18 protein-coding genes are annotated in these 21,477 nt (G+C 63.5%); 9 read left to right on the forward strand and 9 right to left on the reverse strand.

Translation table 11 applies throughout. From position 1 onward, the window contains the following. Positions 1-50: 50 nt before the first annotated feature. Complete coding sequence (locus tag H1B27_RS07885; RefSeq protein ID WP_245312174.1) at positions 51-845, forward strand: sulfite exporter TauE/SafE family protein; 795 nt, start codon at positions 51-53, stop codon at positions 843-845. On the opposite strand, the gene pdxR is transcribed toward H1B27_RS07885, so the two are convergent. Beyond that, entirely contained in the window at positions 842-2,368 is a 1,527-nt protein-coding gene (gene pdxR / locus H1B27_RS07890) for a MocR-like pyridoxine biosynthesis transcription factor PdxR (protein WP_197965593.1), read from the reverse strand. The two genes, H1B27_RS07885 and pdxR, sit on opposite strands and share 4 nt — an antisense overlap. 175 nt (positions 2,369-2,543) lie before the next feature. Between pdxR and H1B27_RS07895 the strand changes: the two genes are divergently transcribed. From H1B27_RS07895 to H1B27_RS07930, 8 genes are all read left to right on the forward strand, one after another. Next, a complete protein-coding gene (locus H1B27_RS07895; RefSeq protein WP_197965594.1) occupies positions 2,544-4,187 on the forward strand; it encodes an amidohydrolase in 1,644 nt (547 codons plus the stop codon). Further along, positions 4,184-5,131: a CobW family GTP-binding protein gene (locus H1B27_RS07900; protein ID WP_197965595.1), complete on the forward strand. Its 948-nt coding sequence runs from the start codon at positions 4,184-4,186 to the stop codon at positions 5,129-5,131. The genes H1B27_RS07895 and H1B27_RS07900 overlap by 4 nt, the downstream gene beginning before the upstream one ends. Before the next feature lie 70 nt (positions 5,132-5,201). Beyond that, positions 5,202-6,797, forward strand: coding sequence for an ABC transporter substrate-binding protein (locus H1B27_RS07905; RefSeq protein WP_197965596.1), 1,596 nt, complete (start codon positions 5,202-5,204; stop codon positions 6,795-6,797). Between the two features lie 59 nt (positions 6,798-6,856). After that, positions 6,857-7,837 (forward strand): ABC transporter permease, encoded by a 981-nt coding sequence (locus H1B27_RS07910; RefSeq protein ID WP_197965597.1) that lies wholly within the window; start codon positions 6,857-6,859, stop codon positions 7,835-7,837. Next, positions 7,834-8,739: an ABC transporter permease gene (locus H1B27_RS07915; RefSeq protein WP_197965598.1), complete on the forward strand. Its 906-nt coding sequence runs from the start codon at positions 7,834-7,836 to the stop codon at positions 8,737-8,739. Before H1B27_RS07910 ends, H1B27_RS07915 begins: the two co-directional genes overlap by 4 nt. Beyond that, the gene (locus H1B27_RS07920) at positions 8,739-9,734 is read left to right on the forward strand and encodes an ABC transporter ATP-binding protein (RefSeq protein ID WP_061882229.1); all 996 of its coding nucleotides are present in this window, start codon (positions 8,739-8,741) and stop codon (positions 9,732-9,734) included. Before H1B27_RS07915 ends, H1B27_RS07920 begins: the two co-directional genes overlap by 1 nt. After that, positions 9,731-10,762 (forward strand): ABC transporter ATP-binding protein, encoded by a 1,032-nt coding sequence (locus tag H1B27_RS07925; protein WP_197965599.1) that lies wholly within the window; start codon positions 9,731-9,733, stop codon positions 10,760-10,762. The genes H1B27_RS07920 and H1B27_RS07925 overlap by 4 nt, the downstream gene beginning before the upstream one ends. A gap of 967 nt (positions 10,763-11,729) precedes the next feature. Continuing rightward, the gene (locus tag H1B27_RS07930) at positions 11,730-12,263 is read left to right on the forward strand and encodes a DUF1003 domain-containing protein (RefSeq protein ID WP_197965600.1); all 534 of its coding nucleotides are present in this window, start codon (positions 11,730-11,732) and stop codon (positions 12,261-12,263) included. Between the two features lie 67 nt (positions 12,264-12,330). Here the strand turns inward: H1B27_RS07930 and H1B27_RS07935 are convergent, their stop codons facing one another. The 8 genes from H1B27_RS07935 to H1B27_RS07970 are packed head-to-tail and all read right to left on the reverse strand — an operon-like array spanning position 12,331 to position 21,297. Continuing rightward, positions 12,331-13,383, reverse strand: coding sequence for a UDP-glucuronic acid decarboxylase family protein (locus H1B27_RS07935; RefSeq protein ID WP_197965601.1), 1,053 nt, complete (start codon positions 13,381-13,383; stop codon positions 12,331-12,333). Between the two features lie 12 nt (positions 13,384-13,395). After that, a complete protein-coding gene (locus tag H1B27_RS07940) occupies positions 13,396-14,520 on the reverse strand; it encodes a CgeB family protein (protein ID WP_197965602.1) in 1,125 nt (374 codons plus the stop codon). Beyond that, positions 14,517-15,605, reverse strand: coding sequence for a CgeB family protein (locus H1B27_RS07945; protein WP_197965603.1), 1,089 nt, complete (start codon positions 15,603-15,605; stop codon positions 14,517-14,519). The genes H1B27_RS07940 and H1B27_RS07945 overlap by 4 nt, the downstream gene beginning before the upstream one ends. Next, positions 15,602-16,732: a CgeB family protein gene (locus tag H1B27_RS07950; RefSeq protein WP_197965604.1), complete on the reverse strand. Its 1,131-nt coding sequence runs from the start codon at positions 16,730-16,732 to the stop codon at positions 15,602-15,604. The genes H1B27_RS07945 and H1B27_RS07950 overlap by 4 nt, the downstream gene beginning before the upstream one ends. Then, the gene (locus tag H1B27_RS07955) at positions 16,729-17,841 is read right to left on the reverse strand and encodes a glycosyltransferase family 4 protein (protein ID WP_197965605.1); all 1,113 of its coding nucleotides are present in this window, start codon (positions 17,839-17,841) and stop codon (positions 16,729-16,731) included. Before H1B27_RS07955 ends, H1B27_RS07950 begins: the two co-directional genes overlap by 4 nt. Continuing rightward, positions 17,838-19,124, reverse strand: coding sequence for a TIGR04295 family B12-binding domain-containing radical SAM protein (locus H1B27_RS07960; RefSeq protein WP_197965606.1), 1,287 nt, complete (start codon positions 19,122-19,124; stop codon positions 17,838-17,840). The genes H1B27_RS07955 and H1B27_RS07960 overlap by 4 nt, the downstream gene beginning before the upstream one ends. Further along, positions 19,121-20,185 (reverse strand): NAD-dependent epimerase/dehydratase family protein, encoded by a 1,065-nt coding sequence (locus H1B27_RS07965; RefSeq protein WP_197965607.1) that lies wholly within the window; start codon positions 20,183-20,185, stop codon positions 19,121-19,123. The genes H1B27_RS07960 and H1B27_RS07965 overlap by 4 nt, the downstream gene beginning before the upstream one ends. Then, positions 20,185-21,297, reverse strand: a complete 1,113-nt coding sequence (locus H1B27_RS07970) for an NAD-dependent epimerase/dehydratase family protein (protein ID WP_131872298.1) — start codon at positions 21,295-21,297, stop codon at positions 20,185-20,187. Before H1B27_RS07970 ends, H1B27_RS07965 begins: the two co-directional genes overlap by 1 nt. Between the last annotated feature and the right edge of the window lie 180 nt (positions 21,298-21,477).

Here is a 21,477-nt window from a genome sequence, read left to right on the forward strand (position 1 = left end):
TGATATCCGGCGATGGCCGCCAATCTCCCCTCTCTCGCCCTGCATCGACGATGACGATGCCAGAGGCCGTGGTCGCGATCCGCGATATCGCCGCAATGGCGCTCCCGACGCCTGCCGTGATGCTGGCCGCCGCGATGTCGATCCTGGCGGCGGCTCTGGTGCGCGGCTTCACCGGTTTCGGCTTCGCGCTGACGGCGGTGCCGCTGCTGGGGCTGTTCATGCCGCCGATGCAATCGGTTCCGGTCGCGGTGTGTCTTCAGCTCATCATCGGTCTCGGCGATCTTCCGCGCGCCTCGCGCGTCTGCCATTGGCCGTCGCTGCGCTGGCTCGTCATCGGCGGCGTGATCGGCTCGCCGCTCGGCGCGCTCATTCTGCGCGTGGCGTCCGCGCCGGCCGCACGCATCATGATCGCGATGATCACGGCTGGTGCGGTTGTGGCGCTCAATGCCGGCTTCCGCCTCGCGGTGGCTCCATCGCGCAGCGTCACGGCATTGGTCGGCATGAGCGCGGGCCTGTTCAACGGCCTGGCGGCGATGCCGGGGCCGCCGGTCATCATCTATTACAGCGCTGGTCCCTTCGGCCGCGTCGCGGCGCGCGCTTCGATGATGGTGTTCTTCCTGGTCTCGTCCATTGCCGCGCTCATCAGCATTGCCATGCTGGGGCTGTTGAATCAGAGCACGGTGGTGCTGACCGCGCTTGGCGTTCCGGTCATGTTGTTCGGAACCTGGCTCGGCGATCTCGGCTTTCACCGTGGCAGCGACAGGCTGCATCGCCGCGTATCGATCGCCAGCCTTGCCGTGGTGGCGCTGGGCAGCGCCATCAAGGGCGTGAGCGACCTGTTCTAACCCTGTCGCGCGAACACTTCGCCGAGCTTTGCCATGCCGGCGGCGATCCGGTCGGTCCGGATCGACGAGAAGCCGAGCCGGAAGCAATGCCGTGTCGCGTCGGGGCTCATCGAAAACACGTCGCCGGGCTCGATCACAACACCTTCGGCGCGCGCGGCCTCCGAGAGCCTTGCGCTGTCGGTTCCGTCAGGGCAGGAGATCCAATAGCTCGTGCTGCCGGATCCGCGGGCCCAGCGGCATGTCGGCAGCGTCTGTGGCAGCAATTCGTCGACCAGCCTGGCGCGCTCCAGCAGCACGCGGCCGACTTGTTGCAGGTGCGAGCGGTAATGGCCGAGGCCGATGAACAGCGCGGCGACGCGCTGGTTGTTGAGAGGCGGATGCCGCAGCATCAGCCGCCGCAATGCCCGCAGTTCGCGGACCACTGGCGCCGGCGCAACGACGTAGCCGAGCCGCAACCCTGGCGCCAGGGCTTTCGAGAGGCTGCCGACGTAGAGGACGGTCTGGTCCTGGTCGAGGCTCATCAGCGGCGGCAGCGCATCGCCTTCCGGGATCAGCTCGCTTTCATAGTCGTCCTCGATCAGGACGATGTCGCGGTCCCGCGCCGCCCGCAGAATTTCGTCTCGACGCGCACGCGACATCGCAGCCGTGGTTGGGCAATGATGACTGGCGGTGACATAGGCAAGCGAGCAGCGCGCAAAGTCGTCGTCGGGCACCAGTCCGTCGTCATCGACCCGCAGCGGAACGACGTCCGACGTCATCATGCCGAAGATGTTGCGGGCGTCTGGATATCCCGGGTCTTCCATGCCGATGGTCGTCGTCGGCCGCACGAACAGCTTGGCGATCAAATAGAGGGCATGCTGCGCTCCGATCGTGATCATGATCTCGTCGGCGCGCGCGCGAATGCCGCGGCGCGGCAGCACCTGCCGCTGCAATTGCTCGATCAGCGCGGGATCGTCACCGTCGATCATGTCGCGCGCCCAGTTGTTGATCTCGGGCACGCTGAGCGCGGCGCGCGCGCTCTCGCGCCAATCGTTGGTAGGAAACAGACTCGGGTCGAACTGGCCGAAGATAAAGGGGTAGGGGTAGGTCTGCCAGTCGAGCGGCTTGACGATGTTGCGGAACGCCGAAGGCTGGAGCGCGAAGCGCTCGGTCCAGCGCCGGCTGTAAGCCTCGGTCGCAGGCAGTTTGGCCTCGCCAATCTGCTTGGGCAGGCCGGCGACGAAATAGCCGCTGCGTTCGCGCGAGACCAGGAAGTTCTGGTCGACGAGCTGCTCATAGGCGATGACGATGGTATTGCGCGAGACCTTGAGGAGCGCGGCAAGATCTCGGCTGGACGGCATGCGCACGCCGAGAGGCAGCCGGCCGTCCTCGATGGCCGTTACGATCATCCGGCGGATCTGGAGCTGCAGGAAACTGCCGCCCCGATCCAGGCCCTGGAACAGCGATCCCCAGAACAGGACATCGTTTGGTGGGGCGGCGGGTGCCGTTGCTTCGGATTGCCGCAGGAGTACAAATTTTCCCATCGGGGCTTGTCCAGGGTGGTCGCGTAAACACAAAAAGCAAAGCAAAAACCGCGCCATACCGGCGAAAATGGCGCGCTGCCGTGCATGGGCTGGCTCCATTTGTGCATGGCATCTGGCGCTGGTCTAAGCCCACGCGAGATCCCAGGGTCGATAGCGTGACATCTGGGAGTTCAATGTGAGCGCGGAGACGGTCGCATACTCAGCCCGCAAGATCGTGACGATGAATCCGTCGCGACCGCTCGCGACCCATGTCGCGGTGCGCGATGGCCGCATCGTTGCGGTCGGCAATGCTGCGGAGATTGCACCATTCGCCGGCGGAGCGATCGACGACCGCTTCCGCGACAAGGTGCTGCTGCCCGGGTTCGTCGAGGGCCACAGCCACATCATGGAGGGCATGATGTGGTCGCTGCCCTATGTCGGGGCGTTTGATCGTCGCTCGCCGGAAGGCAAGGTCGTATCGGGCGTACGTGACATCGACGCGATAGTCGCCCGGCTGCAGGAGGCCGAATCCAGAATCGGCGATCCCGACGCAACGCTGTTCGCCTGGGGCTTCGATCCGCTGCATATCGGCGGACGCATGCTGACCCGGCGGGATCTCGATCGCGTCTCGACCACGCGGCCGATCATGGTGATCCATGCGAGCTTCCATATCAGCAACGTCAACACGCTGGTGCTGGAGCGCGCCGAATTGTTGCACGCGATCGAGATTTCCGGCGTTGTCGCCGGCGAGGACGGTCTAGCCAGCGGAGAGCTGCAGGGTATCGCCGCTCGGTTTCGCGTCTTCCGCGTGCTCGGCAATCCGTTGTCCTCCGCCATTACGATGCACGACGTCGATCGCTATGCCGCGTCCGCCTGCGTGCAGGGCGTGACCACGATCACCGATCTGCACAATGATCTCACGGATCCGACGATCGAGCTCTACGCGGCGGCCACCCATTCGCCCGAGTTTGGTGTGCGGTTGGTGCCTGCATTGGCATCGGCCTCGCATACGCCCGAGCAGGCGATCTCGAAGATCGCGACATTACGGGAGAACGGCAACGACCGCCTGCACTACGGTATCGTCAAGCTGGTCGTGGACGGCTCAATCCAGGGCTTCACCGCCCGACTACGATGGCCCGGCTATCACAACGGTGCCCCCAACGGACTTTGGTACATCGCGCCCGAGGATCTGCCACGGCTGGTCGACCTCTATCACAAGGCGGGCATTCAGCTTCACATCCACACCAATGGAGATGAGGCCACGGAGCTGGCGCTCGATGCCATCGAGAAGGCGCTGGCTGCGACGCCCCGCGCGGATCACCGCCACACCCTGCAGCATTGCCAGATGGCAGATGCCGCGCAGTTCCGGCGCATGAAGGCGCTCGGCGTCTGCGTCAATCTTTTCGCCAACCACCTGTTCTACTGGGGTGACTCCCACCACGATCTGACAATGGGGCCGGAGCGCGCCGGGAGACTGGATGCGACCGGTACCGCTCTGCGCAGCGGCGTTCCGTTCGCGATCCACTCGGATGCACCGGTCACGCCGCTTTCGCCGCTGTTTACCGCCTGGTGCGCGGTCAATCGGGTCTCGTCGTCAGGCCGCAAGCTCGGGACCGAGACGGAAGCTCTCGGCGTCGAGCAGGCCCTCGCTGCGATCACGATCGGCGCCGCCTACACACTGAAGCTTGATCACCTGATCGGCAGCATCGAGTGCGGCAAATTTGCGGACTTCGCCGTCCTGGATGACGATCCGCTCGCGGTCGCTCCCGCCGGGCTGAAGGACGTGCCCGTGTGGGGCACGGTCGTCGGCGGCCATGTCAGGAAAGCTCCGCGCGCATGATCCGGTCCGCGCCCATCCCGGTCACGGTGATTGGAGGCTTTCTCGGCGCCGGCAAGACGACGCTGCTCAATCGGCTGCTGGCGAACGGTCGTTCGCGTTGCGCGGTGCTGGTGAACGATTTCGGCGAGATCAATATCGATGCGGCCCTCATCGAGAGCCACGACGGCACCACGATGTCGCTGACCAATGGTTGCGTCTGCTGCAGCATCGGTTCAGGCTTTCTGGAAACGCTCGGCGGCCTGCTTGACGAAAGCGGGCGTTTCGAGCGCATCGTGATCGAGGCGAGTGGGGTCGGCGATCCCTGGCGCATCGCCGAGATCGCGCTGGTCGAGCCGGCGCTGCGGCTCGATGGCGTGGTCGTGCTCGCCGATGCAAGCCGGATCGCGGCCCTGATCAAGGATCGCCAGGTCGGCGAGACGGTCCGCAACCAGTTCACAAAGTGCGATGTGGCGCTGCTCAGCAAGCGCGATCTGGTAACCGATAAGCAGATGGAGGCGGCGCGCAGTGCGATCCGCGCGGTGCGACAGGACATCCAGATCGAGATCCTCCCGGATGGGGTGCAGGACACCGTTGTGTTCGGCCGACGCGAGGCGCCGCGGTTTCGCGCCGTTTCCGTCGATGGGGACGTCGATCACGAAGGCGAGTTCAGGCGCTGGACCTATCGGCGCGCCGGCAGCTTCGACCGCGATCTGTTGGCCGCGGCGGTGAACGCGTTGCCGCCGCAACTGCTGCGATTGAAGGGTGTCTGCCGGATCGGCGACCAAGCACGGCCGCAGGTGTTCCAGATGGTGTCGCGGACCTGGTCGCTGGCGCAGCCCGAGCGCGACGCCGGGCAGGGCGCGGACGCGATCGTGCTGGTGGGCGTCGGGACCGTTGATCTCCCGGCAGATCATGAACTGGACGCCATTCTCGATCGTGCACTGGCCGTATCGGCCGCTGCATGACGACGAACGGATATCGATCGATGCACGACCTCGACTTGCCGACGATCAAATCGAACAGGGGGATAGAGCCATGTTGATCAGACGGACATTCGTACTGGGAGCCCTTGGTCTCGTTGCGGCCGCCGCTGCGTCACCTGCTGCGCGAGCCCAAGCGGCGGGCAGCAATACCCTCGTTGTGGCCACCACCCAGGTGCCACGCCACTTCAACGGCGCGGTGCAGTCGGGCATGGCGACGGCCATGCCGACGGCACAGATCTTCGCGAGCCCGCTGCGCTATGACGAGAACTGGAAGCCGCAGCCCTATCTGGCCCAGTCCTGGGAGGTCGCGCCCGACGGGCTGTCGGTGACCCTGCATCTCGTCAAGAATGCCGTGTTCCACGACGGCAAACCCGTGACATCGGAGGATGTCGCCTTCTCGATCATGGCGATCAAGGCCAACCATCCGTTCCAGACCATGCTGGCGGCGGTGGAAAAGGTCGATACGCCGGATCCGGCAACAGCGATCATTCGGCTGTCACACCCCAGCCCCTCGCTGCTGCTGGCGATGTCCCCGGCGCTGATGCCGATCCTGCCGAAACACATCTACGGTGACGGTCAGGATCTGAAGACGCATCCTGCCAATCTCAAGCCGATCGGCTCCGGGCCCTTCAAGCTGATCGAATACAAGCAGGGCGAATACTACACGCTGGAGAAGTTCGACAAGTTCTTCATGCCCGGCCGCCCCAAGCTCGACAAGATCGTGGTTCGGCTGGTTTCGGATGGGAATGCCGCCCTGGTCTCGATGGAGCGGGGCGACGTCCAGGCCCTGTCGTTCGTCGCAGGCGTTCGCGATATCGACCGCCTGCAGAAGGCGCCGAACATCGTCGTGACCGACAAGGGCTTTGCCGGTATCGGTCCGCTCAACTGGCTCGCCTTCAACACCAGGAAGAAGCCGCTCGACGACGTCCGCGTTCGTCAGGCTATCGCGTACGCGGCCAATCGCGACTTCATCGTCTCCAAACTGATGGGCGGCAAGGCTGCTCCCGCATTCGGGCCGATCGCGCCGGATTCACCGCTCGCCGAGGCGAACGTCGAGCCCTACAAGGTCGACTATGCCAAGTCGGCGGCGCTGCTGGACTCCGCGGGCTATCCGAAGGGGGCCGATGGTTCGCGCTTCGCACTCACCATCGACTATATTCCCGGCGGCGACGAGCAGCAGCGCAACGTTGCCGAATATCTCCGCTCGCAGATGAAGCGGGTCGGCATCAATCTCGAGGTGCGGGCGGCGCCCGACTTTCCGACCTGGGCGCAGCGCGTTTCGAACTTCGATTTCGATCTGACCATGGACACCGTCTACAACTGGGGCGATCCCGTCATCGGGGTCAACCGGACCTATCTGTCTTCCAACATCCGCAAGGGCATCATCTGGTCCAACACCCAGCAATACAGCAATCCAAAGGTCGATGAACTGCTGCAGGCGGCAGCAGTGGAGACCTCGCCGGAGAAGCGAAAGGCGCTCTATTCCGAGTTCCAGAAGATCGTGGTTCAGGATGCGCCGATCTACTACATCAACGTGTCGCCATACTACAACGCGTTCAGCAAGGGGCTCGGCGGCCTTCCCACCACGATCTGGGGCATGATGTCTCCGCTGGACGAGATGTATTGGGAGACCCCGCCCAAGACTTGACGAAGACCTGATGACGCCACCGCGACCACGGTCGAGACTGCGAGGAGCCCTCCGACATCATGGCTTTGGCCATTCATCTGACAAGGCAGATTGCCAACGCCGCCGCGCTGCTGCTGGCGGTGCTGGTCCTGAACTTCTGCCTGATCCACCTTGCGCCCGGCGATCCCGTTCAGGTGATCGCCGGTGAGATGGGGGGCGCCTCGGCTGACGTCATCGCGGCGCTCAGGACCAAATACGGGCTCGACCACAGCCTGATGGAGCAGCTTGCGATCTATCTTCGCAACGTCGTGACGGGCGACTTCGGCTACTCCTACTATTTCAACGAGCCGGTGCTCGGCTTGGTTCTGCAGCGGCTGCCCGCGACGCTCTATCTTACGTCCTGTGCGCTGGTCAGTGCGCTCGTGGTCGGCACCTTCCTCGGTGTCGTCAGCGCACGTCGTCCGAATGGTCTGTTCAGCCACACCGTGACCGTGTTCTCCCTGGCCGGCTATGCCGCGCCGATCTTCTGGACCGGATTGATGTTGCTGCTCCTGTTCGGATCGGTGTGGCCGATCCTGCCGGTCGTCGGCATGTCCGATGTCGTGCATCGCAAGCAGGGCCTGAACTATGTGCTCGATGTCGCGCAGCATCTCCTGCTGCCGTCGCTGACATTGGCACTGGTCTTCATCGCCCAATACAGTCGGCTCGCGCGGGTCAACATGATCGACGCGCTGTCGGCCGACTACGTCCGGACCGCGCGGGCCAAGGGCCTGCCGGAGTGGGTCGTGATCGGCAAGCATGCGCTGCGCAACACGCTGATCCCGACCGTCACAGTCGCCGGCCACCAGTTCGGCAATCTGTTTGCCGGCGCGGTGCTGGTCGAGACGGTGTTCAGCTGGCCCGGCATGGGCCGGCTGGTGTTCGATTCGATCCTGCGCCGCGACTATCCGACCCTGATGGCCGTGCTGTTCTTCTCTGCATTGATGGTCATGGCCGCAAACTTCCTGACTGACATTGTTTACCGGCTGATCGACCCGCGCATCCGGATGGGGCAACGATGACGACCCTGGAAGCTCCAACTTTGACCATCGTTTCGGCCATCGACATGCCGGCCAGGCGCGCGACGTCGCCAGCTGGCATCGCAATGCGGCAGTTCCTGAAGAGTCCGTCCGGCGTCGTCGGCCTCTGTCTGCTCGCACTGATCATCGTCGGGACCCTGGTCGGCCCGCATCTCTACCGGGTCGATCCGCTCGATCTGGTTGGCGCGCCGTTCATGCCACCCGATTCGGATGCATGGCTCGGCACGGATTATCTCGGCCGCGACGTATTGGCGGGGCTGATTTACGGCGGACGCGCAACCCTGGCGGTCGGCGCCGTCGCCGCCCTGATCACGATCGCCATCGGTCTGTTGATTGGCTCCTTGAGCGGCTTCTTTGGCGGCGTGGTGGATGTGGTGCTGGTGAAGATTACCGAGTTCTTCCAAATCCTGCCGCCGCTGCTGTTCGCAATGGTCCTGGTGACCTTGTTCGGGTCGAAGCTGTCGACGATTACGGTGGCGATCGGTGCGGTGAGCTGGACGTCGGCCGCGCGGCTGACGCGGGCTGAGTTCATGCGACTTCGCGATCTCGATTTCGTCAAAGCGTCGCGCGCGGCCGGCGCCAGCGACCGTCATCTGATGCTGCGAGTATTGTTGCCGAACGCGCTGCCCGCGGTGATCGTGTCGGCCACGCTGGCGATCGGTGTCGCAATCCTGTTCGAAGGCGGCTTGAGCTTCCTGGGACTTGGCGATCCCAACGTGATGAGCTGGGGACTGATGCTTGGACAGAACCGGAACTACATCCTCGATGCCTGGTGGGCCGTCATATTTCCGGGGATGGCGATCTTCCTTGCAGTCCTTGCCATCAGTCTGGTCGGCGACGGCCTCAATGACGCGATCAATCCGCGTCTCAGGCGGAGGTCGTGATGGTCGCGCTGCTCGAGGTCGACCAGCTCAACGTCAGCATGCGCAGCGAAGCCGGCCGCCTCGTGCCGGTGATCGAGAACCTGTCGTTCGCCGTCGCGCCGGCGCAGACGCTCGCCCTCGTCGGCGAGTCCGGTTGCGGCAAGAGCATGACCGCGCTCGCCCTGATGGGCCTGCTGCCGGAGGATTTCGTCATCACCAGCGGCCGCATCCTGCTGGAGGGCAGGGATATCCTTTCGCTGCCGGCGAGGGACATGCGTGCGCTGCGCGGCAGCGCGATGTCCATGATTTTCCAGGAACCGATGACCGCGCTCAACCCGCTGTTCACGGTCGGCGACCAGATCGGCGAGGTGCTGCGCTGGCATCGGGGGCTCGGCGGCGCCGCGGCGCGCGAACAGGTTCTCGCGCTGCTCCGTGCGGTGCAGATTCCGGCGCCGGAACGGCGCATCGACGCCTATCCGCATCAGCTTTCCGGCGGCATGCGTCAGCGCGTCATGATCGCGATGGCGCTTGCCGGTAAGCCAAAGCTCCTGATCGCGGACGAGCCGACCACGGCGCTCGACGTCACCGTGCAGGCGCAGATCTTCGATCTCCTCGCGCAGCTGCAACGCGAGACCGGGACGGCCATCCTGCTCATCACCCACGATCTCGGCGCCGTCGGCGAACTCGCTAACGAGATACTCGTGCTTTATGCCGGCCGCTGCATCGAGGCCGGGGCATCAGCGGGGATCGTGGCGCAGCCACGTCATCCCTATACGCGAGGACTGCTGCGCTGCGTGGCGCATCTCCAACTCGGACAGGCACCGAAATCCTGGACCGACCTCGGCGAGATCCCCGGGATGGTGCCGCCGCTCGGTGCGCGCGGGGCCGAATGCGCGTTTCTGGCCCGATGTGCCAAGGCGGCTGATGTCTGCCGGTCGAACCCACAGCCGATACTCGAGCCGATTGCGGCTGGTCACGCCGTATCGTGCTGGTGCAAGGCGGCAGTCGCGGCATGACGGCGTTTGAGGCAGCACAAATCCACGACGCATCGGACGTTTTGCTCGACGTCAACGACCTCGTGGTTCATTTCCCGGCCGGCCGCCGATCGGGTAAGCCGTCTTTTGTTCACGCGGTCGACGGCGTCAGCTTTCGCGTGCGGCGCGGCACGACGTTCGGCATTGTCGGCGAGAGCGGCTCCGGGAAGTCGACCACCGCCCAGGCGGTGATGCGGCTGGTCCCTGTCACGTCAGGTCAGGTCGTGTTCGGAAACAGGAATATTGCCGAACTCTCGGGCGAGCCGCTGCGTGCCGTGCGCCGTCACCTCCAGATCGTGTTTCAGGATCCATTCTCGGCACTCAATCCGCGCCGCCGCGCCGGCGACCAGATCCGCGAGCCATTGGATTTGCTCGGCATCGGAAGCCGCAGCGACCGCGACGAGCGGGTGCGCAAGCTTCTGGCGGAAGTCGGCCTGCCGCCGCAGGCCGCGGACCTGTTTCCGCATCAGTTCTCAGGCGGTCAGCGTCAGCGGCTTTGCATCGCGCGCGCGCTTGCGCCCGAGCCGGATCTCATCGTCTGCGACGAGGCCGTGTCTGCGCTCGACGTCGCGATCCAGGCGCAGATCCTCAATCTGCTGAAGCGGTTGCAGCGCGAGCGCAATCTCACCTACATCTTCATCTCGCACGACCTTGCTGTGATTCAGCAATTCTGCGACGAGGTCGCCGTGATGTATCTGGGCAAGATCGTCGAGCAAGCGCCGGCTGCCGAAATCTTCCGCGCACCGCATCATCCGTATACCTGGTCGCTGCTCGCCGCGGCCGCTCCTCCGGGATCGATGCGTGATGAGCTCAAGCGGCGCTATCTCGTCAAGGGCGATCCGCCGAGTCCGGTCGACCCGTTGCCCGGCTGCCGCTTTGTCGAGCGCTGCCCATCGGCCGTCGAGGTCTGTCGGCAGCGATTGCCGACGTTGGATGTCGTCGCACCGTGCCACTATGTCGGGTGCCACCGAAGTGCTGAACTGGCGCCTCCGACGTTCGATTCGCGCTAGTCGCTTCCGTCGCGACCATTTTTCGCAAACGTTTTGGCATCTCACCCGATCGCCTGCGTTGATGGCAAGTGGCACATGGCCGGCAGTTTGGGGGTCTCCTAATCCTTGATCGAAAGCGAGAATCCGGCGAGCGAAAAGCCTGCCCCTAAATTGGCGGCACTAAATTTATCGCGGCACACCAAATCGCATTCCACGAGTTGCAGTGCTGAGACCCGTGACACACTTGTGGTACACCAAAAACGGTGCGGAATCCGAACCAGCAACTAAGTCCTTGAATCTGTAGCGGAAAAATTCAGCCGGTTTTCGTTGCGTTGGACCGACAGGACGGCTAAGCGTCTGATATGAGATGTAAATTTTCCGTCGCCCCGATGATGGACTGGCGCGAGAATTCAAGTTTTTCAGTTGGTTAGAAGGCGGTGTGTGCACTGTGTGTGCATCGGGAGATCAAGAGAAATCTTGCGACAGCCAACGCGAGCTGAAGTTGCGGGCCGGTCGCTGAAGGTGCGCACTTCTTGGCAACGCATCCGCGTGGCTGGGCCTACGACGCAATCGATCGACGACGCGGCGCGCTAGGATCAGACAAACTGACTCTTAATAGGCGGGTCCCGGGTTCGAGCCCTGGTGCGCCCACCATTTCAGTACCTTAGCTGGCAAAACCGATTGAGTAGCTGATTTTTCAGACGGTCATCTTGCTATAATAGAGCGTCACTGCGAAATTGCAGTCCGAGACGGTCGGCGCGTACTGCGATCGATAAGCGCGATCTTTCCAAGGATGGATTGGAGCAAGAGCTCAAGTTGTTCCAATTGGTCGGAGGGTCGCGTGTGCACGACGTGCCCAGTACTCTATCTTGTAGCTCCACCTCGCCGAAGTCTTGCCCGCCGGACGTCGGCCACGCGGTCGTCAATTGCGCGGCCTCGGGGCAGCCAACCTGTAGGAACTGCCCGCAGGTACGCCGGTTTCCACGTCATGAAGAAACCCTTGGCGCCCCATCCAAAAGCTGCATCCGGGCTGACGTCAGCTCTCGAGCGGAATATCCACGCTCTGGTCGAACGAAGGAAACGCGAGCAATCCGACGCGTCCATTCAGCAAAAGGTCGCCGACGCAATAACTTCGTTCACCGGCAGCATGCAGTTTGTTTACCTGCACTTATTTGCTTTTGGATTTTGGATAGCCGCAAACCTCGGATGGCTTCCAGGAATTGTGCCATGGGACCAGAGCTTTGTAGTGCTCGCTATGATTGCCTCTGTAGAGGCAATCTTTCTTTCGACCTTTGTTCTGATCTCTCAAAACCGTATGGCGGCCGAAGCGGATAGAAGGGCGGAGTTGGACCTGCAGATCAGTCTCCTCACCGAACATGAGATCACGAAGGTGGTTGCGCTCATGAATGAAATGGCCCGCAAAATGGGGATCGATTCCCGGGAGAACAAAGAGCTTCAGGAAGCCGCCTCAGATATCGCGCCGGAGCGCGTTCTCGACAAGATCGAAGAGAGCAAGGACTAATCGGGCGCAACAGCGCTCCTGCCGCAAGACGCCAGAGCCGGAATGAGCGCTTCTGGCTCTCAGCTGGCTATTCGGAGCTGAGCAGGCTGCGCGCCGGACCCCTCTTTCGCCGTGCGAGAGCCGGCACTAGTGTCGGCGACTCACCAGCGATGCGCATTGCGAAGTAGGCAATCGTGGCCTGGAGACCGTCCCTCAGCGCGACACGCGGTCGCCATCCCAGCAACCGCGAGGCGGTGTCGATGACCGGCTTGCGGCGCTTCGGATCGTCCTTTGGAAGCGCCTCAAAGCGGAGCTGCGACGCCGATTCGGTATACGTCAGAACCTCGCGGGCGATGGCTTCGATCGTGACCTCGTGAGGATTGCCGAGGTTGCAGGGGCCGGTCACCGATGACGGGCTTTCCATTAGCAGCTGGAGGCCTCGCACGAGATCGTCGACAAAGCAGAAACTCCGGGTTTGCGTGCCGCCGCCATAGATCGTGATCGGCTCGCCACGCAGGGCCTGCACGATAAAGTTCGAAACGACACGGCCATCGTTCTCCAGCATGCGTGGGCCATAGGTGTTGAAGATGCGCGCGACCTTGATCTCAGTCCCGTGCGTGCGGTGGTAGTCAAACATCAGCGTCTCGGCGGCGCGCTTGCCCTCGTCGTAACAGGCGCGTGGCCCGATTGGGTTGACGTTGCCGAGATAGGATTCAGGCTGGGGGTGCACCTCCGGATCGCCGTAGACTTCGCTCGTGGAAGCTTGCAGGACGCGGGCACCCTTGTAATGCGCGAGCTCGAGCAGGTTGATTGTGCCCAGCACGCATGTCTTCATCGTGCCGACCGGATCTCTTTGGTAATGCCGCGGCGAAGCGGGACAGGCGAGGCTATAGATGCGGTCGATTTCCCCTTCGATCTCAATCTCCTCTTGCACGTTATGCTCGATGAAGCGAAAGTTCGGATGGTTCAGGAGCGGCCTGATATTGGCGATTCTGCCTGTGAAGAGATTGTCGAGGCAGATGACGGCGTTGCCACGTTGCAACAACGAATCGCAGAGATGAGAGCCGATGAAGCCGGCGCCGCCGGCAATGAGCACGGTCGGCGAGCGGCGGAGCGTAGGGATACGGGTCTGGAGTGTCATGGCAGGCTCTCTTTAGAGTTCGGCGACTTGAACCGGACGGGCGGCGGCAGGCCGCGAGGACTTGCGACGGCGGCGTGCGGCTGCTTCGGCGTAGTAACCCTCCAGCTGGCCGGCGCGGTGGTCGGCGGTGTGATCGGTCAGAACGCGCCGGCGTGCGCTCTCCGCAACGGTGAGCCGACGCTCCTCGGGCATGTCGCGCAGGATTTCGATGACGTCGCGCGGGCTCGAGGCCAAAAGAATCTCCCGCGACGGCGCGAAGATGGTTTCGATGCCCGGCCAGCGGTCGGAGATTACGGGCGTGCCGCAGGCGGCAGCTTCGAACAGGCGAACGCTCGGCGAGAAGCCTAGCGCACGCATGTCGGCGCGAGTCGCGTTCAGGGTGAATCGCTGTTCCGCATAGAACGTCGGGTGCTGTTTCGGCGCAAGGTGCTCGATCCGCAGGACATTGTCGGGCCAGACGATATCAGCGGGATATTGCGCGCCTCCGACCGCGAACTGCTCTGACGACAACGCGCGGGCTGGGGACAGCAGCAGCTGTTCGAGAATCGGCTGCCGGTCCTCGCTATAGGTCCCGAGATAGCCAAGGGCCCATTTCGCCTCCGCTTGCTGCGGCGCGTAAGCCTCGGTGTCGGCGCTGCAATAGAGAACCCGGGCCATCGGGCTGCCGTACCGCTCCTCGATCATGTCGGGCACGGGACCACCGGCGAACGACAGATAGAGATCGAACCGCGGGATCGTCGCGGCTGACAGATAGTCGAGGCCTTGGTCGAGCTTCGCGAGCGTTAGGGGTGTGTCGATGTCGTAAAACGCAGTGATTCCACGCGCCTGGCTCGTGATCCACTCGGAGATGGCAATACCGTCGGGCACATAAGAACCGATGACAACGAGGTCGGCGTCCCGGATCAGCTTGCCGAAACGGCGAGGCACGTCCTTTAGGGACTGATAGAGCTCCACCGTCCACGATGTCGGGTGGGTGAGATCGCGATGCTCGCGATACCAGGCGACGTCGCGCTCGAGGAAAGTGACGTGGTGGCCTCGTCGTGCGAGGGCCCCGATCAGAGCGCGATAAGTCGTCGCGTGACCATTGCCCCATGACGATGTGACCGAAAGACCGACGACGACAATTCTCAGGTTCATTCTGCTGCCTCGATGCGCGAGCTGCTTCCGGCGAAGAGTTCGTTGAACTGGCGAGCCCGGTGCCGATAGGTGTGTTGGTTCAGGATGCGCGTGCGGGCCCGGTTGGCGATCGCAGCGGCACGATCGGGGTTGAGAGCGTCGAGATGACCGGCAATCTCGGCTCCGTTCGCGGCCACCAGCACCTCGCGGTCCGGCTCCAGGAAATGCTCGATGCCGGGCCATTTATCGGTGATCAGGCAGGCGCCTGCGCCGATCGCCTCGAATACCCGCGTCGGCGGCGAGAAGCCGAAGCGCGCCATGCTGTCGCGATTGACGTTGAGCGTGGCCAGGCCGGAGCCGAAGAAGGCGTTGTGCTGGCCGGTGCCGACATGCCCGACCTTGCGGATGTTCTTTGCGGTGCTCTTGGTATCCCAGCCGGAACCGCCGAGAACGAACGTCTTGTCGGGTAGCGCACGCGCGACGTCGAGAAAGAAATGCTCAACGCGCTGCTCGCGATCTGGCAGGCGATTGGCCAACAGGCCGAGATCGCAGGCAAACTCTGGTTTGGGCGGGGAAGGAAAATGCGTCTCGGGATCGAGCGCGTTGTAGATCGGCACACAATCCCGCGCACCCATGGCGCGATAGGCCGATACGACGCCATCGCCGCCGCCGTAGGTCAGGACTATGTCGTAAGAGGAAATCGCGCGGCGCAGATGATGCTCGGCATCGTTTCCCATGGCTTCGAGCGTAGCGGGGGCGTCGACATCCCAGTAAATCCGCATGGTTCGAGCCGGCAGGGCCCCAACCGCGATCTCTAGCTCCCGATCGAAGACCCCGACGCCGCTGGCCTTGATCAGCATGTCGGCCGATCGCGCCGCCGCGTCAAGTGAACCGCGCCAGCCCTCGGCTGTGGCGGGGTAGACGACGACTTTGGCCCAATCGGGATCGACGATGTCGCGATGGGCCTGTCGCTCGAAGGCATCGGGCTCGAAAAAGGTGATGTCGTGTCCAAGCGCTGCAATCTGCTTGAGCATGCCGCGATAATAGGTGGCGGCACCGTTCCAGTAGGACGAGACGAGGCTGGATCCGAAGAAGCAGATCTTCATGCGGAGGCTCCGATGTATCGCAAGGGCCGTGACGAGCTGTCGGAGGTCCGAATGCGCTCCACGATGTCCACGAGCTGCTGTGCGCGATGACGGCACGTATGGCGCTCCCGGATTGTCCTGAGTCCGGTCGCCACCATGGCGGCTGACAGGTCCCGATCATCGAGAACGGTACGGAGGGCACGCTTCATCTCGGCGCCATCGGCGGCCTGCAGATAAGCGCCCTGCGGAAACAGGCCTTCGACATCGGACCAAGGGGCCGAGATCAGGGGAATGCCGCAGGCGAGCGCCTCGAACACGCGAATGGTGGGGATACCCGGAAGCGACCGCACATAGGGACCACGGGGGACGTGAACGGTCGCGCGCGCGCCGGCGAAGGCGACCGGCGCCCAGTGCGCCGGCAACCAGCCGCCATAGCGAATGCCCGCGGCCTGGATGGTCTGCAGAGCGACATCGGAGTAACGGACGCCGTAAACGCCAGCACGCAAGCCCAGTTCAGCGACGGGCGCGACCAGAAACTCATTGAGCTCGGCACTGCGCTCGCCATCACCCCAATTGCCGATCCAGACCAGATCATCCGTGCGCTCGACATGCGGCAAAGGATGATACATGGCGGTATCGGCGGCCTCGTGCCAGGTATAGGCACGATCAGCCCAGCCGAGAGTCACATAAATTCGACGCAGAACTTCGCCAAATGCGAGCACGCCGTCGAATGCATCGAGGTCGAATTGTGCCAGTTCATCCGGCGCAGTGACCGCGCGGTGATGGGTGTCGTGAAACAACAAGGTGAAAGGAGCGCCGTGCGCGCGCTTGGAGCCGATCTTTTCGATCACATCAGGCGAATTCCATTCGTGCACAATCACGAGATCGGCGCCATCAAGAGCTTCGTCGAAATCGAGTGAGGCATCAAAGCGACGAATGGAAACGCCGGGGAAGAGTTGCCCGATGTCTTGTAGCGCCCCACTGCCGCTTTCGCGGATGGCATTCAATCGACTCCAGCCATCAAACGGCTCGAACACGACCACCTCATGTCCGAGCGCGTGCAACTCGCGGGCGTATCCGCGCAGGAAATGAGCGTTGCCGTTGTTCCAGCAGGAGTTGAATGCGTGATAGAACAGGACGCATCTCATGCGCGCACCTCGATCTGCTTGGCTTGGGTTGTCGTGCGGGTGGAAGCGAGCAGTCCTTCATAGAGCGTCTGATAGGCGCTGGTCGTGCGGGCCAGAGAATAGCTCAACGAGTGTTCATAGGCAGCGCGTTGCAGGCGCGTCCTTTCGCGCTCGTCGGCACTGAGTTCGATGAGAATGCGATGCAAAGCCTGACTATCGCTTGGGTCAAAAAGCCGCGCGGCTCCGCTCCACAACTCCCGGAAGGTGGGAATATCCGACAGCACCAGCGCGCAGCCGGCAGCGGCCGCCTCCAGCACGGAAAGGCCGAACGGCTCGTACAGCGCGGGGCTGACAAAGATCGCTGCGTGCTGGAGATGATCGCACAACGCGCCGTGCGATAATGGGCCGAGCCAGGTGATGCCGGCGGGCGGGTTGCGGTCGGTGGGGCCTGCGATCTCGACCGGCCAATCCAGTCCCGGCGCGGCCGCGGCAAGAGCTTCGATATTCTTGGCGCGATCCCACAGCCGTCCGGCCGCGAAGATCAGCTCCCGCTTTCGATTCGGCGGCGCGCCAGCTCCAATTCCATTCCAGATCACGGCGCCGGGGGAGCGCGGCTGATAGATCTCCACGATGCCATCGTGGAAGGACTGGCTCGGACAGACCCAGGCTTCCGTGCTGTCGAGCGCAGCGGCCACCCGTTCCGTATAGCGCATCCAGCGGGGCTCGTTGAGCCAGGCCGAATCCCGACAGGCCAGCGCCCAGGAGTTGACGCAGGAATGCGCCACGAGAACGGTCGGCGCGCGCCAAGGCAGCGTGGCTTCCCGGAAACTGTTGAGGTGGACGATGTCCGGGCCAAATCGCGCCTCTAAGCTGGCGAGAGTACGCTTGGCGTGAGGGACGTCGCGTCCTTCCGGATCCTGCCATTCAAGCGCGAGCTCCGTTTCGATCAGCCGGACACGCGAGTCGCCGAGCATCTCACACTGGTCGGCGCGTGGGGGCGGGCCCATTGTCGCCAGTGTCACCTCGCCGCCCGAAGCGGCAAGGTTCGCGGCGAGTGCGCAGGAATAGGTCCATACGCCGCCGACCGTGTCGGTCGTCATCAGGATCCTGATGTCCGATCCTTTCCTCATGGCGCCACCGGATATTCGAGGGCCTCGAGCGGAATGGGCCGGTCGTTCTGCACGTCGCTGAACTGGTCGAACATTCCCAGATAGTGTTGATGCGCGCGCTCCCAGGCGAAATCGTCGGCTTCGCCCCAGAGCTTTCGGTAGTCCGGCGAGCCGGGATAGGGGTAGAGCGGGACCGGGTCATTGGCCCAGATTCCGGCATCCTGCATCTTGTGGCGCCAGCGCTGCACCACGGGATCGTCGTCCTCGGGGACTTCGATCAGATTGGCTTGCACGAACGGGACGTGACGCCGGGCTTCGGCGAGCCGGTCGGCGAGCTGGTCGGTGGTCATCTTGCAGTTCTTGGCGAGCGCCGCGCGGCCCTCGACGGTGAGGCTCTCGATCCCGGCCTCGATCGAGACGCAGCCTGCGCGGCCGAGCAGCGCGAGCATATCCGGCTTCCAGAGATCGATTCGCGTCTGCACGCCGAATTTGAGGCCGCGCGTGCTCAGCCCTTCAAGCAGCTCGGCGTTCGGCAGGAAGATCTCGTCGATGAAGTAAACATATTCGACGCCTTGCCCGCGCAGGCGATCAACTTCCGCGAGGATGGTCGTCGGAGGCCGCTTGCGGTAGGCGTTGCGGAAATTCTCCTTGGCGCAGAACGTGCAATTGTAGGGGCAGCCGCGTGACGCCTCGACTTCTGCGCCGGGCCCTGCCGGCTCGGCCTCGAAGCGGTGATGGTGGTGGTGATGACGCCGGATCATCTCGCCCGGCCAATCGAGCGCCGGCTGATCCCTGAATTCGACGGCCTGTGGGCCGCCATTGACTCGAACCGAGTCGCCGTCTGCAAAGCACAGGCCGGAAAAGTCGCGCTCGCCATTGGCGAGGCGCAGCAAAGACGCTTCGCACTCGCCCATCACGACGATATCGACGGCGAGCTTCTTGAGAGCCGCCCGCGGCGTCGTCGAGCCGTGCGGGCCGACCGCGATCAGGGTCGGTGCAAGATCCCGCACCGCCAGTGCAAGCTCCTGCGGAACGCGTAGTTCCGGCGGGGCGCAGCGCCAGAACAGGTAGGTCGGGGCCGTGGTGATGACGATCAGGTCGGGGCCGAACGCACGCAGCTCGGCTTCGATATCCCGGAACGACACGCCGAACATGTGCGCATCGAGCAGCAGCGTCCGATGCCCGGCCGCCTTCAGGTAATGCTCGGAGATCCCGAGCTCGAGCGGAAGGTGGGGGGATCGGCAGCCGAAATAGATGCTGCCGCCAAAATCCCAATTCGGATTGATCAGGGCGACGCGCGTCATGCGAGAGCCTCGCGGCTGTCGTGAGCGGCTCCGAAGCGAGTATCCAGCCAGGCGTGGAGAGAGTGAAGACCCTCGGCGATGGAGACCTGCGGCGACCATTCGAGAGCGCTCGACAGCGCACGCGTATCGGTGACGTACCAGGGCTGATCGCCCGGACGCCAATCGGCAAAGCGGTAGGTGACCTCACGGCCGGTCAGTTCCGCAATATGGTCGATGAGCTCGCGAAGGCTGACCGCGTTTGCGGGGCCGCCACCGAGATTGAACACGCGTCCGCGCGCGAGCGCGATCCGGTCAAGCACTGCGAGCCACGCAGCCGCCGCATCCGACACATGCAGGGCGTCGCGAACTTGATGGCCGTCGCCGTAAATCGTGAGTGGCTTGCCGCGGAGCGCGCTCAGCAGGAAATGCGCGATCCAGCCCTGGTCTTCGGTGCCGAACTGGCGCGGTCCGTAGATGCAGCTCATGCGCATCACCACGGTCTGCAGGCCGTAGACCCGGGCATAGTCGTGGACGTACTGGTCCGCCGTTCCCTTGGAACAGCCATAGGGGCTGTAGAAATCCAGCGGTGCGTTCTCGGAGATGCCATCCGCCAGCAGGGGGCTGGTGGGCGTATAGCGGCGGCCGGTGAGCGTAATCTCACTGTCCTCGATCAGGCGGCCATAGACCTTGTTGGTGGAGGCGAATATGATGGGGGCGCTGCTGTTGTGCAGCCGAACCGCTTCGAGCACGTTGAGGGTGCCGCGTGCATTGATCTCGAAATCGGCAGCCGGGTCGCTGACGCTGTCGGTGACGGCGACCTGTGCTGCCAGATGCAGCACGGCGCGAGCCTCGCGCACGGCATCGATCACGGGAATCGGCTCCCGAATGTCGGCCACCGTAATGGTCACGAGATCACCATATCTGGACTTCAGCCATTGCGCGTTCTCGCGCACGCCGGCACGGGCCAGATTGTCGAGAACCAGAACCCGCTCACCGCGGTTTGCCAGCCGGTCGACAAGATTGCAGCCGATGAAGCCGCAGCCACCGGTGATCAGGACGGGCCTGTTGTCTCGCTCATTCATCACGCGACCAATCCTCGTTGCAGCAGTTCCTGGGTCGCCCGCTCAGCCTGGTCGTCGGCGATTTGGTCCGCGAGATAGTCCGCGAGCTCCTCGAGTCCATCTTTGAAGGCGACGTGCGGCTCGAAGCCGAGCAGATCGCGCGACTTGCCGATGTCGGCGAAGCAGTGCCGGATGTCACCTGCGCGGTACTTTCGCGTGATCTCGGGAGCGATGTCGCCGCGGCCCATGACCTCTGCGAGGTCCTCCGCAACCGACAGGATGGTTCGGCTTTGGCCCGAACCGACGTTGAATACGTCCTGCGTTTGCTCCGCTTCCAGCGCAATGCGGCAGGCGCGGGCAACGTCGTGGACGTGGACGAAGTCGCGCCGTTGTTCGCCGTCCTCGAACACGAGCGGCGGCCGTCCGTTGAGGAGGCGTGCGGCAAAGATCGCGAGCACGCCTGTGTATGGATTCGACAGCGCCTGGCGCGGGCCAAACACGTTGAAGAAGCGCAGCGCCACGGTTGGGATTCCGTAAGCCTTGCCGGTGATCAGGCACATGCGTTCTTGGGCGAACTTGTTCAGGGCGTAGACCGAGCTGAGCGAGGGCAGCTTGCTTTCTGGGGTTGCTGCGGGGATGAGCGGATCGCCTGCAGCGTCGCGCAGCTCCCACTCGCCGCTGCGGAGCTGCTCGATCGAACGTTCGTCGCAGGAAAAGACGCTTTGATCCGGCCTGCGATAGAGGCCTTCGCCATAGATGCTCATGGAGGAGGCGACCACGAGCCGCTCGACCGGACGCTTCGACAGCGCCTGAAGCAGCACAGCGGTACCGAGCTCATTGGTTCGCACATAGGATTCGATGTCGTACATGCTCTGTCCGACGCCGACTGCGGACGCCAGATGCAGGACCATGTCGGCGCCGCGCAGGGCATGTTCTACGGCGACGCTGTCGGTGACATCACCGACGATGAGTTCGGCATCGTCGGCGAGATAGGACGGGCGCTGGCGGTTACCGCCGTGGACCTGGGGCGACAGGTTGTCGAGCAGGCGAATCTCGTAGCCGGCGGCGAGCAGCACATCCGCCGCATGAGAGCCGATGAAGCCGGCGCCGCCTGTAATCAATACTCGAGTCATCCATCGCTCCGTACAACTTCAAGACCGACCCTCCCGGGTTCGATCGATGATGTCTGGTGAAGCGCACTTGCTTGGTGGTCGGACGACCCGCGCGCCGGTCACGTTTGGAGTCAGAAGCGATGCAAGGAATGTTCGTTCCTCGAAAATGTACAAACGAATATTTCTCTAACCTGGATCAAT

Source organism: Bradyrhizobium diversitatis (assembly GCF_016031635.1).
GTDB lineage: Bacteria > Pseudomonadota > Alphaproteobacteria > Rhizobiales > Xanthobacteraceae > Bradyrhizobium > Bradyrhizobium diversitatis.